Here is a 14,728-nt window from a genome sequence, read left to right as displayed (position 1 = left end):
ATTTTTCACGCAACGTATCATAGCCGAGACCGATAACGAAACTCCCGCATTCTTTTGTCCGAATACTTTGGCGATTTTAAACTAAAATACCAACAGTATAATCATTTGCTCCGCTCCCCAACAAACTGGTCACTCTTATTTTTAAACAGCACATTAAAGGTCGTCAGGCTTCCATAAATACGGGTAATATATTGTTGAAGGTCTACCTTTTCTTGATCATCTAGATTTTTGCTGCTGTTAATCTTCTGCTCCATAACCCGAATGCGATCCCGCACCATTACTATTTTATGAAAGAAACCATCTATGGGCATTTCTTTGTTGGCCAAATCATCGCCAGGTTCCAAGATTAACTTTCCGCCACGCCATTTATCCGCTATCGCCACTTTTTCAGAAGTATCGCTCCACTTTTGCAAAATAGAAACCAGGGAACGTTCCACATCAAAAAAGCTAACACTGTCCACTTCGTCCTCCACCCCATCAATCACCTCAAATTCGGAGTCAATATCAATGGTTTCCAATCCATTTTCCAAAAAAGTAACCCAATAGTGTTTAGATGATACGTTTGTTACAACACCCTTTCCATATTCAGAATGATCAATGCGCGAGCCTATGCCTAATAATTTCATGTTTAACTAGTATTCTTTTATTTAAAGTTTAAAAATAGGTTACTCTTTTTCAAAAGCCAATAAGGTTTTACAAAAATCCTCATATATCGCGTCAGCATCTATTCCATCATAAAAGGTTATTTCACGATTACCACTATCCTTTGAGGTTATCAGTTGTTTTGTAGAAGCCATCTCTGGCTTAATAAAAGCAGTAATTAATGCCAAATCCCATAATACCCTGCTTCTACGGGAACCATCTAGATGCGTTATCCAACGATCCATTAGAAATGCACCAAGAAAATGATCTCCTATTTTATTGTTCAATTCATCAAAATCAATTTCCATCTTTACGGCGATACTAACCGGCATGATCTTCATGCTGACCTTAGAATCCAATAAATAGTCCAAAGCGTAGGGGTCCATCAAGGGATTAAAATCATTTCGTTTTAAAATTCCACGTTCAAAATCTACAGTCGTTCCCAGCCAGTATACCTCAAGTTTTTCTGCAATTGAAGGTGCTATATACACTGCGGAAGCCACATTAGTAAGCGCACCAAGCACTAAAATCTGAACTTTTTCACTTTCTTGGGCCTGCTTTATAATCTCATAAGCCGCTGCTGAATGTTGGGCGCGCTCTCCCCAATCGTACATACGGGCCATAGCTCCGCGATTTGTTTTAATGGACAATCCCATTTCACCCAATAATTGTTGATTAAGACGATGGCTGTTTTCCATAGTATTCTCAATGGCCCAATGGCTGGTTTGCCAATGAGCGGCATTTAATGCGGTAATGTTCACTGAAGGCTCTAGAAAAACTCGGGCCAGTGCATAAAAATCATCTACTTCATTGCCAGTATCCGCATCAATTATGACATTGTTTTGAGCGGATAGCTGCATACCAGAAAAGAATATAAAACTTCCCAAAACAATATTAATAATGCATGTATTTATGGATTTAGTGAACATAATTGTGGTTTTGCAACAATATAATTGAATGCATGATATTGACAAAATAATCCGCTCTTCGTTAATTTAAAATCTAATAAAAGCTATGGCTTAAAAAGCAAGATTATTAAACCTATTCTGGTTTCTTTTTTACTGCCCAATTGATTACATTAGCATCTTGTGCTATGATCAACTACGAAGAAAATATTGAAGTTCAAGGGGCAAGGGTCCACAACTTAAAAAATATTGATGTTACCATTCCGCGGGAAAAATTAGTCGTCATTACCGGTCTATCCGGCAGTGGAAAATCCTCTTTGGCTTTTGATACTATTTATGCCGAGGGACAGCGAAGGTACATTGAGACTTTTTCGGCCTATGCACGCCAATTTTTGGGTGGACTGGAACGCCCAGATGTGGACAAAATTGATGGTCTTTCCCCTGTAATCGCCATTGAACAAAAAACAACATCAAAATCTCCTCGTTCCACAGTCGGTACCATTACAGAGGTTTATGACTTTCTAAGGCTTCTCTTTGCCAGGGCTGGAGATGCATATAGCTATAACACGGGCGAAAAGATGGTCAGTTATAGTGATGAGCAAATAAAGACCCTCATAATTGATTCTTACCGCGATAAGAAAATAAACATTCTTGCCCCTGTGGTTAAATCCAGAAAAGGACACTACAGGGAGCTTTTTGAACAAATTGCAAAGCAAGGTTTTGTAAAAGTTAGGGTTGATGGTGAAGTTTTGGATATTACCAAGGGCATGAAGGTGGACCGTTACAAAACCCACGATATTGAGATTGTCATTGATCGCTTAAAAGTTGTAGAGAACGAAGAGTTTCATAAAAGACTTAATGAGTCCATAAATACTGCCATGTACAGTGGTAACAATGTACTCATGGTTTTGGAAGAAGGTGAAAAAATACCGCGCTACTTTAGTCGTGACCTTATGTGTCCCTCTTCGGGCATCTCCTACCCCACTCCCGAGCCCAATACATTTTCATTTAACTCGCCAAAGGGAATGTGTCCTAAATGCAATGGCTTGGGGCATGTGCACGAGGTGAACGAACAGAAGATATTTCCAAATAAAAAACTCTCCATAAAAACAGGCGGCATTGCTCCGTTGGGAGAATATAAAAAGTCCTGGGCCTTTAAACAACTTGAAACCATTGCACAACGGTATAATTTTGAATTGACAGATCCTTTGGAAAAGATTCCTGCTGAAGCAATGGATGTTATATTGAATGGAGGTAATGACAGTTTTGAGGTGGATTCAAAGACCTTGGGCGTAAAAAGACAATACAAAATTGACTATGAAGGCATTTCCAACTTTATTAAAACGCAATTTGAAGAAGCCAACTCTACTTCCATAAAACGATGGGCAAAAGAATATATGGACCGGGTTTCTTGTCCAAATTGCCATGGGGCACGACTCAGAAAAGAATCCCTTTATTTTAAGATAGGAGAAAAAAACATTGCTGAACTGGCCCAATTGGATATTGCTGAACTAGCTGGTTTTTTTGAAAAGTTGGAGAGCGCTCTAGAAGGAAATCAAAAGAAAATTGCAGAAGAAATTATAAAAGAAATCAAGACCCGTATCCAGTTTTTATTGGATGTTGGTTTGGATTATTTATCCCTCAACAGAAGCTCCAAGTCTCTTTCAGGAGGAGAAGCGCAGCGTATCCGCTTGGCGACTCAGATTGGCTCACAATTGGTTGGGGTACTGTATATTTTAGATGAACCAAGTATAGGTTTGCACCAAAGGGACAATGAACGCCTCATCAATTCTTTGGTATCTCTTCGGGATATTGGGAACTCTGTTATTGTAGTAGAGCATGATCGGGACATGATTGAACATGCAGATCACGTTATCGATATTGGACCAAAAGCAGGTAGACATGGAGGAGAAATCATTTCCGAAGGAAAACCAGAGGATTTAAAGCTGTACAACACCTTAACTGCCGAATACATTACCGGAAAACGTGAAATTGCCATTCCATCCAATAGAAGAAAGGGCACTGGAAAAAAGATAGTACTTTCTGGTTGTACGGGAAATAACCTTAAAAATGTTACTGCAGAGTTTCCATTGGGAAAACTAATAGGGGTTACCGGAGTCTCCGGAAGCGGAAAATCAACTTTGGTCAATGAGACGCTTTACCCTATTATGAACGCCCATTATTTTAACGGTGTTAAAAAACCAATGCCCTATAAAAAAATTACCGGATTGGATCATGTGGATAAGGTTATTGACATTAATCAGTCCCCTATTGGCCGAACACCTCGCTCCAATCCAGCAACATACACGGGTACTTTTAGTGAGGTCAGAGCTTTATTTGCAAAAACAACAGAAGCAACTATCCGTGGATACAAACCTGGTCGTTTCAGTTTTAATGTGGCTGGTGGCCGTTGCGAAACATGTCAAGGCGGTGGTTTAAAAGTCATTGAAATGAATTTCTTGCCAGATGTTTATGTTGAATGCGAAACATGTAATGGCAAACGTTTTAATAGGGAGACCTTAGAAATTAGGTATAAAGGAAAATCCATAGCGGATGTTTTGGAAATGACAATTAATGAAGCCGTTGATTTCTTTGAAAATATTCCTAAAATTCATAGAAAGCTAAAAACCATAAAAGATGTTGGCCTGGGCTATATATCTTTGGGTCAGCAATCTACAACTCTTTCCGGCGGAGAGGCACAACGGGTAAAATTGGCAACAGAACTTTCTAAACGGGATACTGGAAATACCTTCTATATTCTTGATGAGCCCACTACAGGACTACATTTTGAAGATATTAGGGTTCTTATGGAAGTTTTGAATCAGTTGGTGGACAAAGGGAATACCATTCTGGTCATAGAGCATAATATGGACGTGATTAAAATGATGGATCATATTATTGATATAGGTTACGAAGGTGGTCGAGGAGGTGGAATGATAGTGGCAAAAGGCACCCCAGAAGAAGTTGCCAAAGACAATAAAAGTTACACAGCCAAGTTTTTGAAAAAGGAGTTGGACAGTGCTAAGCGGAAAATTGCTTCGGCTGTTTAACTATTAAAACAATACATATGCGAAAAGAACAACATCATAAAGGATGGAATGAGATAAAAACCAATGATTCATGGGCCATATTCAAAATTATGGGTGAATTTGTCAACGGTTTTGAAAAAATGAGTGCCATAGGTCCCTGCGTATCAATCTTTGGTTCCGCTCGTATTAAACCGGGAGAACCTTACTATGAGTTAGCGGTGAATGTGGCCAAGAGCATTGCAGATGCTGGTTATGGGGTTATTACAGGAGGAGGCCCAGGGATTATGGAGGCTGGAAATAAAGGAGCTCATTTAGCCGGTGGAACTTCGGTAGGACTTAATATTGAACTCCCTTTTGAACAACATGACAACCCTTATATTGACAGTGACAAAAGCCTAGATTTTGACTATTTCTTTGTCCGAAAAGTAATGTTCGTTAAATACTCCCAAGGCTTTGTAGTAATGCCTGGTGGTTTTGGAACTTTGGATGAATTATTTGAAGCCATCACCCTTATACAAACAAATAAAATCCACAAATTCCCCATTGTTTTAGTTGGATCCAAATTTTGGAGCGGACTTATAGACTGGGTTAAAGACACTATGTTAGGAGCAGGTAATATAAGTGCCAAAGACCTTGATCTTATAAAAATTGTGGATACAGAGGATGAGGTCGTAAAGATTATTGATGCATTCTATAAGGGACGAACTTTTAGCCCTAACTTCTAATATGTAGCCTTTGGTAAAAAAACGTTTCATTCAGAAAATTGCACTGTTATCTTTCTTGTTTATGAACCTAATTGCTTTGGGTCAACATAAGAATGAGATAAGTGCTACTTTGAATGGTACAACCAAAGAAATTCAGATAAGACAAAAGTTCACCTATGTCAATAATTCTGACCGAGGGCTTGTCACGCTTTACTTCAATGACTGGAACCATGCCTATTCGAGTAAAAAGACAGCTTTGGCTAAAAAGTTTGGTGAAGAATTCAATAAGAGCCTTCACCTTGCAAAAGATAAAAACAGAGGGTTTACAAAAGTTGCGAGCATTGTTGACAGTGAATACATGGGATTGAAATGGGAAAGGACAAAAGCTATTGATATCATTAAGGTAGTACTAAACAAACCCGTTGAACCAGGAGCATCCGTGGAGCTATTTTTAACCTACCAGATTGATTTGCCAAGCAGCCGCTACACCAATTATGGCCACGGTTATAGAAGAGGTTATTACCTACGTGACTGGTATCTTACACCTGCTGTATTTGATGAAAAATGGAATCTTTACTCCAATAAAGATTTGAATGATCAAAACACAGATGTCACCAACACCGAAATACGGATTACTTATCCAAAGGGGTTACACTTAGCCACTAACTTTAAAGTGAATTCAAGTACCGATTTTTCTATAGGAAACGAAGCGCATTTAATCGGAACACAAAGAAAAAATAATCAAATCATACTTACACCCACAAAAGATTTCACCAAACATGTAACTCGCGATTTAACTGTAACCTCTGATATTGAAACTTCAAAATACGATGAAATTTCCCAGGGAATATCCATTGATAAAATTGCCAGGTTCATTAAAAATAATTTAGGTGAATATCCTCATGAGAATCTTTTGGTCGCTGAAGTCGATTACAACAGAAACCCATTGTATGGCATTAATCAATTACCAAATTTTATACGACCCTATAGAGAACAGTTTCAATTTGAAATGAAGTTCCTTAAAACTGCCTTGAACAGTATCTTAAAGGAAACCCTGTTTTTGGACGAGCGTAAAGAAAAATGGGTCATGGATGGTATTGTTTATTATTTATTGATCAAATATGTGGATGAATATTATCCAGATCAGAAATTGACAGGCAAACTATCACGCTTATGGGGTTTTCGAGCATATAACCTTGCCAAAACTGACTTTAATGAACAATACTACCTTTTGCAGATGTTGTCTGTACGCAGAAACGACCATCAGCCACTCGCCACTCCTAGCGATTCGCTAACCCGATTTAATCAAAGAATAGCAAATAGCTACAAGGCAGGTCTTGGGATGGCATACTTGGGGGAATATATTGGTTATGACAAAATTGATAGCACAATCCTTGAATTCTATGATCAATTTAAGCTACACTCCAATGTAAAGGCCAAAAAGTTGGAGATGCTTTTGCGAAATAAGTCAACAAAAGATATCGATTGGTTTTTTGATGAATACGTTGCGCTTAGAACAAACATAGATTTTAAAATTAGAAAAGTCAGTAAGACTGAAGATTCCATTACATTCACAATTAAAAATAGAACTGGTTCCAATGTTCCAATATCCTTATTTGGACTTCAAAAAGATTCTGTGGTGTCTAAGTATTGGTTTAAGGACATTGACACTTCCCGCACGTTTACCATACCAAGAAACGAGGAAACCCGGTTGGTTTTAAATTACGATAAAAAGATTCCTGAAGTTAACCAGAGAAATAACTGGAAAAGTCTAAATGGCTTTTTTTCAAGCAATAAGAAATTACAATTACGCTTTTTAAAGGATATTGAGAATCCATATTACAATCAATTGTTTTGGGTCCCCGAATTTAAGTTCGATGTCAATAACGGTCTTTCCGCAGGTATCAGTTTAAACAATAGACCGATTATCAATCAACCTTTCTCTTTTGATATCAAACCAAGATATTCAACAAAAGAAAAATCTTTGGTTGGAAGCGTTGGTTTCAGAATACGCGATTTTTTCGATGAGGGCAAATTGAACTCCATTAATTACGCCATGAACGCCAGTACCGCCTTCTTTGATGTAAATTCTCGGTTTACAACAATTACGCCAGCTGTTAATTTTATTTGGCGACCCAATGATTTCATTTCAAATCGTAGGCAATTTCTTTTTGTAAGACTCAGAAATGTGTTCAGGACTATAGATGAAAGTATCATTGATCAAATTGACACTGAGCCTGATTTCAGCGTATTCAATGTTAGATATGGTGATATTGACAACAACATTCTCAGATACAGATCTTGGGTGCTCGATGGTCAAGTGTCAGGAAATTTTTCAAAATTATCCTTCGAATGGGAACAGCGCACACTGTTCGATAACAACCGTCAATTAAACTTAAGGTTCTATGCCGGAAAATTTATAAGCAATACCAGCGATTCGGACTTTTTCAGCTTTGCATTGGACAGACCTACGGATTATCTTTTTGACTTAAATTATTTGAACAGATCCCAAAATGCCACAGGTCTTACCAGTCAACAATTCATTCTATCTGAAGGTGGTTTTAAATCTATTTTTGATGATCGCTTTGGAAATGATTGGATTTTAACCGGTAACCTCAGTTTTAATATATGGCAGTGGATTGAGTTATATGGTGATATTGGTGCAATTAAAAATCGTGGTGAAAATGCGAGATTTAAATACGATTCCGGGGTACGCTTGAATTTTGTCACTGATTTCTTCGAACTATATTTTCCAGTATACTCCAATAACGGCTATGAAATTGCCCAACCCAATTATGGAGAGCGCATTCGGTTTGTGGTAACGTTGAGTCCAAAAACGCTTATACGTCTTTTTACCAGAAAGTGGTTTTAGTTTAAAATATTCGCAACGAAATAGCGTTTTAATAAGCTTGTACTGAATAATCCTTTATTATTTTAAACATTTTTTACAAAATTGTTACTTTATTAACAAGACTACTTATTGATTTTCCGAACTGATTTTCGTAATTTTGCAGAAATTTGCAACCGTCTATGAAGCCAGATTCCAGCACTAGAAACGATATTTCCTTTGATGATTTTCAGTCTCAAATCTTAAACGATTATGAATTGGCTGTTACCAGTAGGGAATGTAGTTTGCTAGGTAGACGGGAAGTACTCTCCGGTAAGGCCAAATTTGGAATTTTCGGGGATGGCAAAGAATTGCCTCAACTGGCCATGGCTAGAGCCTTCCAAGATGGAGACTTTAGGAGCGGTTATTACCGGGATCAAACATTTATGATGGCCCTTGGGTATCTCAGCCCAAAAGAGTTTTTTCATGGACTTTATGCTACTACGGACCTAGCAAAAGAACCCATGAGCGCTGGTAGACAAATGGGCGGCCATTTTGCCACACATAGTTTAAATGAAGATGGTACTTGGAAAGATTTAACGAAACAAAAGAATAGCAGCGCGGACATTTCATGTACCGCTGGTCAAATGCCAAGGTTACTGGGTTTGGCACAAGCATCTAAAATTTACCGCAACCTTAAGGATATTGATCAAACCAATTTCTCCACTAATGGTAATGAAGTGGCCTGGGGAACCATTGGTAACGCAAGTACAAGTGAAGGACATTTTTTTGAAACCATCAATGCCGCAGGGGTGCTTCAAGTGCCTTTGGTAATGTGTGTTTGGGATGATGCCTATGGTATTTCCGTTCCTGCCGAGTTTCATACAACAAAAGGAGATATATCCGAAGTTTTAAAAGGATTACAGCGAGATGATAACAATGATGGCTATGAAATTTTAAAAGTAAACGGATGGGACTACACTGCACTCATCCATGCTTTTGAAAACGCATCAGAAATAGCACGGGAAAATCATGTTCCAGTATTGATTCATGTAACCGAACTTACGCAGCCCCAAGGTCATTCCACTTCGGGTTCCCATGAGCGTTACAAATCTGAAGAACGTTTGATATGGGAACGTGAAAATGATTGTAATAAGCGTTTTAGGGAGTGGATTCTTGAAAACGGTATTTATACTGAGGAAGAACTGAAAAGCCTGGAAAGAGAGATAAAACAAAAGGTTCGTGCCGCAAAAAAAGAAGCTTGGGCAGAATTTTTAAACCCACACCTTAGCGCAAAAAAACAACTTGTCCAATTACTTGAAAATGCAGCTGAAAAAAGTCCTAATCGCAGCTTTATCTCCAAATTACGGAATGATCTCATTGCCATTGAAGAGCCGTTAAAAAAAGATTTGGCTGCAAAATCAAGAAAGGCGCTACGATATCTGATTGGAGAAACAACACCAGAAAAGTCAAATCTCCAAAAATGGACAGAAAACTTTATGGCTACCTCGCAGCCTAAATATAGTTCTCACCTTTATAACGAACTGTCTAACAAGGCCATTAATGTAGAAGCTCTTGAACCATCATACGCCAATGATGACGAACAAGTGGATGGAAGGGTTATCTTGCGTGACAACTTTGATGTACTTTTTGAAAAATATCCTGAGGCTCTGGTTTTTGGAGAAGATACCGGGAATATTGGCGATGTAAACCAAGGACTTGAAGGGCTACAAAAAAAATACGGTCCGCTACGAGTTGCAGATACAGGAATTCGTGAGACAACTATTATTGGCCAAGGTATAGGTCTCGCTCTTAGAGGGTTAAGACCCATTGCTGAAATACAATATTTGGATTATATCCTTTATGCATTACAAACCCTAAGTGATGATTTGGCTACGCTATTGTATCGCACCGCCGGAAAACAAAAAGCACCTTTAATTGTGAGAACTCGCGGTCATAGGTTAGAAGGTATCTGGCACTCTGGATCCCAAATGGGCGGATTGATCCATTTGCTTAGGGGAATGTACATTTTGGTGCCTAGAAATATGACCCAGGCAGCCGGGTTCTATAATACTCTTATGAAAAGTGACGAACCTGCGCTTGTTATTGAAAGCCTTAATGGGTATCGCTTAAAAGAAAAGAAGCCTGTAAACCTTGGTGAATTCTGCACTCCCATTGGAAAAGTGGAAACCATAAAAGAGGGTCAAGACATTACCTTGCTTTCTTACGGGTCTACTTTAAGGATTGTAGAAAAAGTTGCGCAGGAATTAGTAGAAGTTGGTATTGATGCTGAGGTCATAGACGCTCAGTCCCTTCTTCCTTTTGATCTTGAGCATGACGTGGTCAAAAGCTTGAAAAAAACAAATAGATTATTGATTATTGATGAGGATGTCCCTGGTGGGTGTTCGGCCTATTTGCTTCAAGAAATCATTGAAAAACAAGCAGCCTATAAATACTTGGATAGTGCACCGCAAACACTTACGGCTAAAGCTCATCGCCCTGCTTATGCTTCAGATGGGGATTATTTTTCAAAACCTAACGCGGAAGATATCTTTGAAAAAGTGTATGAAATTATGAATGAAGTTGACCCGCAATCTTATCCTTCATTGCGTTAAGTTGGATATTGAAATCTGTTTGACATTCTACTTAACATTATTTTTAATAAATAATTATTGTTGTCATTAAGACATAATTTATATTTTCACGAAAATTAAATTCCCCCTTTGAATGAAAAACAATATTCTAATACACTTGGGACTTGCTCTTCTGAGAATTGTCCCGTCTGCTTTTATGCTAACCCATGGCTATCCAAAATTTCAGAATCTAATAAGTGGTAATACTGATTTTCCCAACCCATTAGGGATTGGGCAGGCCCCCACTCTATTTTTAACTGTAATCGGCGAATTTTTATGTCCTATCCTTTTGATCATTGGTTTTAAAACTCGTTGGGCCGCTATTCCTTCGGCCATTACAATGCTTGTTGCTGCCATAGTCGTTCATGGAGCTGATCCTTTTGGGAAGAAAGAGTTGGCATTGCTATACGCCACAATTTTTATTGTAATTTTTCTTTTGGGTCCTGGAAAGTATAGTATAGACAAAAAGTAGGTCTACGCAATTTTTACGAGTAGTTCTTTTAAAAGGTCAGCTTGGGCAATATTGTTTGCTCCAACGCCCTTACTTTTTAAATCTAGCTGTCGTAAACTTGAGATTATTCCACTCACACTTTTCATCGGGTAATTTTTTGCAGCAACAGTAAATTCATTCACAAAATATGGGTTTATACCAAGTGCTTTGGCCACGTTACCAGGAGAATGGTCATTAAGTCCATGGTACTGTAAAAGCTGAGTGAAAAAAGTGTTCAACAAGGTGATTGTAACCACAAATGGATTGTCCTTGGGATTTTGCGAAAAATAGTTAATAATACGGGTAGCCTTACCCACATTTCTTTCTCCAATAGCTTTTTTAAGTTCAAAATTATTGAAGTCCTTACTAAACCCAATATGTTGCTCAATCAACTCTGGCGTAATTTCTGTTGTTTCTGGCACTACTATCGCTAGCTTATCCAATTCGTTACTGATCTTACTTAAATCAGTTCCTAAAAACTCAACAAGTAGCATACAGGCTTTAGGAGAGATTTTTCGTTTTCTTCCGCTTAAGGTTCTCCTTATCCATTCAGAAACCTGGTTCTCATACAGTTTTTTACTTTCAAAAAGTTCTCCATTTTTTTGGATGGTCTTATATAGCTTTTTACGTTTGTCAAGCTTTTTGTATTTGTAGCAGATTACAAGTATGGTGGTAGGTTGCGGGTTCTCAACATAAGAACTGAAGTTTTCAATATTGCGAGAAAGATGCTGCGCTTCTTTGACAATGACAACTTGATGCTGAGCCATCATTGGAAAGCGTTTGGCATTTGAAATTACATCATCTACGCTGGTTTCCCTTCCATAAAGAACCATTTGGTTGAATCCTTTCTCGTCTTCCGTCAACACATTATCAGAAATGTATTTTGAAATCTTGTCAATATAATAGGGCTCATCACCCATTAAAAAATAAATGGGTTTTGGTGTTCCCTGATTAATGTTTGCAACAATTTCCTTTATTCTATCCATTCAGAAAAAATCATCAAATTTGTCCAATGCAAGCGTTGAACTTTCCCAAGTATTCGTTTAGAATCAAAAATAGCGAAAATAGGCTCCATATCTTTGATGTGATTCGTAAAAAATTTGTGGTACTACAACCCGAAGAATGGGTGCGCCAACATGTAATTCATTATTTAATCTCAACAAAAAAATACCCTAAAACTCTCATCAATATAGAAAAGCAATTGGTAGTCAACAATCTAAAAAAACGCTATGATATTGTTGTTTTTAAACCAAATGGAACCATAGAAATCCTAGTGGAATGCAAATCGCCAGATATAAAAATTGATCAAACTACGTTTGATCAGATTGCGCAGTACAACTATCTTTTAAAATCCAACTACCTAATGGTGACCAATGGTATAGACCATTATTACTGTGAAATGGATCTTGAAAATGAAAAATACAGGTTTTTGAAGGAAATTCCTGATTTTAGCCGTTAATTTGCTCCCGTTTTGAAAGTCGCCGTTGTCATACTAAATTGGAATGGGAAGCCATTGCTAGAAAAATTTCTTCCCTCGGTTATTGCCCATTCTCATGGAGCAAGCATATATGTTGTTGACAATGCGAGTACAGATGATTCTGTCGCATTTATAAAAGATACCTACCCAACTATAGGTATTGTCCAAAACGCTACAAACGGTGGGTTTGCAAAAGGATACAATGATGGATTAAAGAATATTGAGGTAGATCTTTTTTGTCTTTTAAATTCTGATGTTGAAGTTACTGCCAATTGGTTGAACCCTATACTTAAAGCTTTTAACACAATCCCCGAAGCGGCCATTGTTCAACCCAAAATATTGGACTTAAAGCGAAGAGAATATTTTGAGTATGCGGGTGCGGCAGGTGGTTTTATTGATAAATTAGGATATCCATTTTGTCGTGGCAGAATATTTCAGGCCTTGGAAAAGGATGAAGGGCAATACGATGATATTAAAGAAGTCTTCTGGGCTACTGGCGCTTGTATGTTCATTAAAAGCGAGGTGTTTAAATCCTTAAAAGGTTTTGATGAGGACTATTTTGCCCATCAAGAGGAGATTGATCTTTGCTGGAGGGCGAAGAATTCAAATCATAAGGTGTATTATGTAGGAGAAAGCCAAGTATTCCATTTAGGAGGTTCTACCTTAAAGAATATGGATCCAAAGAAAACTTTTCTAAATTTCAGGAACTCTTTATACTCCATTACTAAAAATCTTCCAAGAAAAAAGGCATTGCCCATAGTTTTCATGCGATTGATATTAGATGGAATAGCTGCTTTACGTTTTATTTTTCAGTTTAAATTCAACCATTGCCTAGCCATCTTGCGGGCGCATCTAAGTTTTTATGCTAACTTTAGGAAGTTTTACAAAAAGAGGGAAAAAGCTAATTTTATATTAAAGTATTATTCAACAACATCCATAGTCTGGTCTCATTTCGTACATCAAATAAAGAATTTTAACATTTTAGTAAAAGATTAACGATGCCGAAATATTTAAAATTTGCTTTTTATCTAATTTTGCCTGACGATTTTAGCATTGATATCTAACAATCCTTAATTTATACATTCAGATTATGAAAAAAGTTTTCCTAGGAACATTAACAATGGCAATTTTATTGTCATCATGTGTATCACAAAAAAAATATGCTGAGCTAGAAGCACAGCAAAAAGAAACCCAAGATCTTTTGAACTCGGCGACCGTTAAACTTAACGATTGTTTAGAGGAGAAAGCCTCTGCAACTTCAAAATTGCAAACCTTAGAAGATCAAAACGCGTTTTTGAAAGCAAACAACCAAGAGTTGATCAACAACATGGGGAATTTGACTACATTAACTACAAAAGGTGCTGAAAATCTTGAAAAGTCACTTGAAAGTCTTCAAGAAAAAGATTTAACTATTAGAAAGTTACAAGATGCTGTTACTAGAAGAGACTCTGTAAATCTTTCCTTGGTGCAAAGTTTAAAAGGTGTTCTTGGCAATTTGGATGATGAAGACATCGAAATAAGCGTTGAGAAAGGTGTAGTCTTTGTTTCTATCTCTGATAAATTGTTGTTCAGAAGCGGAAGTTATAACATTACCAGTGCTGCAAAAGCAGTATTGGGCAAAGTTGCCAAAGTGGTAAACAACAAACCAGATTTTGAATTCCTTGTGGAAGGACATACGGACAACGTTCCTTATTCTAGTGGTGTCTTGGTTGATAACTGGGATTTAAGCTCAAAAAGAGCAACAGCTGTTGTAAGAACATTGCAAAAAGACTTTAACGTGGCTCCTGAGCGTATGACTGCTGCTGGAAGAAGTTTCTATGTTCCATTGGCATCGAATGACACTGCTGCGGACAGAGCAAAAAATAGAAGAACACGTATTGTTGTTCTTCCAAAAATTGATCAATTCTATAACATGATAGAAGAAGGAATGAAAGATCCTGCAATTGGTGGATCTGGAAAATAATTTATATTTACTTGATAATATAAAGGCGGCCTTAGGGCCGCTTTTTGTTTTTAGAAAC

11 protein-coding genes are annotated in these 14,728 nt (G+C 37.6%); 8 read left to right on the top strand and 3 right to left on the bottom strand.

From position 1 onward, the window contains the following. Window positions 1-101 precede the first annotated feature (101 nt). Together LV704_RS17350 and LV704_RS17345 are read right to left on the bottom strand one after the other, a co-directional pair. The gene (locus LV704_RS17350; RefSeq protein WP_163422499.1) at window positions 102-626 is read right to left on the bottom strand and encodes a hypothetical protein; all 525 of its coding nucleotides are present in this window, start codon (window positions 624-626) and stop codon (window positions 102-104) included. Between the two features lie 39 nt (window positions 627-665). Next, on the bottom strand, window positions 666-1,571 hold the full coding sequence (locus tag LV704_RS17345; protein ID WP_163422500.1) for a nucleoside hydrolase: 906 nt from the start codon (window positions 1,569-1,571) through the stop codon (window positions 666-668). Between the two features lie 164 nt (window positions 1,572-1,735). Between LV704_RS17345 and uvrA the strand changes: the two genes are divergently transcribed. The 5 genes from uvrA (at window position 1,736) to LV704_RS17320 (ending at window position 11,212) form a co-directional block, all read left to right on the top strand. After that, window positions 1,736-4,597 (top strand): excinuclease ABC subunit UvrA, encoded by a 2,862-nt coding sequence (uvrA, locus tag LV704_RS17340; protein WP_163422501.1) that lies wholly within the window; start codon window positions 1,736-1,738, stop codon window positions 4,595-4,597. A gap of 17 nt (window positions 4,598-4,614) precedes the next feature. Beyond that, window positions 4,615-5,301: a TIGR00730 family Rossman fold protein gene (locus LV704_RS17335; protein WP_163422502.1), complete on the top strand. Its 687-nt coding sequence runs from the start codon at window positions 4,615-4,617 to the stop codon at window positions 5,299-5,301. A 61-nt stretch (window positions 5,302-5,362) separates the two neighbouring features. Continuing rightward, entirely contained in the window at window positions 5,363-8,152 is a 2,790-nt protein-coding gene (locus LV704_RS17330) for a M1 family metallopeptidase (RefSeq protein WP_163422503.1), read from the top strand. A 158-nt stretch (window positions 8,153-8,310) separates the two neighbouring features. Continuing rightward, complete coding sequence (locus LV704_RS17325) at window positions 8,311-10,722, top strand: thiamine pyrophosphate-dependent enzyme (RefSeq protein WP_163422504.1); 2,412 nt, start codon at window positions 8,311-8,313, stop codon at window positions 10,720-10,722. A gap of 112 nt (window positions 10,723-10,834) precedes the next feature. Continuing rightward, window positions 10,835-11,212, top strand: coding sequence for a DoxX family protein (locus LV704_RS17320; RefSeq protein ID WP_163422505.1), 378 nt, complete (start codon window positions 10,835-10,837; stop codon window positions 11,210-11,212). A gap of 2 nt (window positions 11,213-11,214) precedes the next feature. Here LV704_RS17320 and holA read toward each other — a convergent pair whose 3' ends face one another. Beyond that, the gene (gene holA / locus LV704_RS17315; protein ID WP_163422506.1) at window positions 11,215-12,216 is read right to left on the bottom strand and encodes a DNA polymerase III subunit delta; all 1,002 of its coding nucleotides are present in this window, start codon (window positions 12,214-12,216) and stop codon (window positions 11,215-11,217) included. Window positions 12,217-12,242: 26 nt separating this feature from the next. Here holA and LV704_RS17310 point away from each other — a divergent pair, with 26 nt between their 5' ends. The 3 genes from LV704_RS17310 to LV704_RS17300 all read left to right on the top strand — a co-directional run bounded on the left by LV704_RS17310 (window position 12,243) and on the right by LV704_RS17300 (window position 14,670). Continuing rightward, window positions 12,243-12,689 carry a type I restriction enzyme HsdR N-terminal domain-containing protein gene (locus LV704_RS17310; RefSeq protein ID WP_163422507.1) on the top strand — a complete coding sequence of 149 codons (447 nt, stop codon included), beginning with the start codon at window positions 12,243-12,245 and terminating at the stop codon, window positions 12,687-12,689. A gap of 12 nt (window positions 12,690-12,701) precedes the next feature. Continuing rightward, a complete protein-coding gene (locus LV704_RS17305; RefSeq protein ID WP_163422508.1) occupies window positions 12,702-13,703 on the top strand; it encodes a glycosyltransferase family 2 protein in 1,002 nt (333 codons plus the stop codon). Between the two features lie 94 nt (window positions 13,704-13,797). Continuing rightward, window positions 13,798-14,670: an OmpA family protein gene (locus LV704_RS17300; protein WP_163422509.1), complete on the top strand. Its 873-nt coding sequence runs from the start codon at window positions 13,798-13,800 to the stop codon at window positions 14,668-14,670. Window positions 14,671-14,728: the final 58 nt, after the last annotated feature.

It is taken from the genome of Flagellimonas sp. CMM7 (assembly GCF_021390195.1).
Lineage (GTDB): Bacteria > Bacteroidota > Bacteroidia > Flavobacteriales > Flavobacteriaceae > Flagellimonas.
This window is presented reverse-complemented; position numbering and strand designations above follow the sequence as displayed.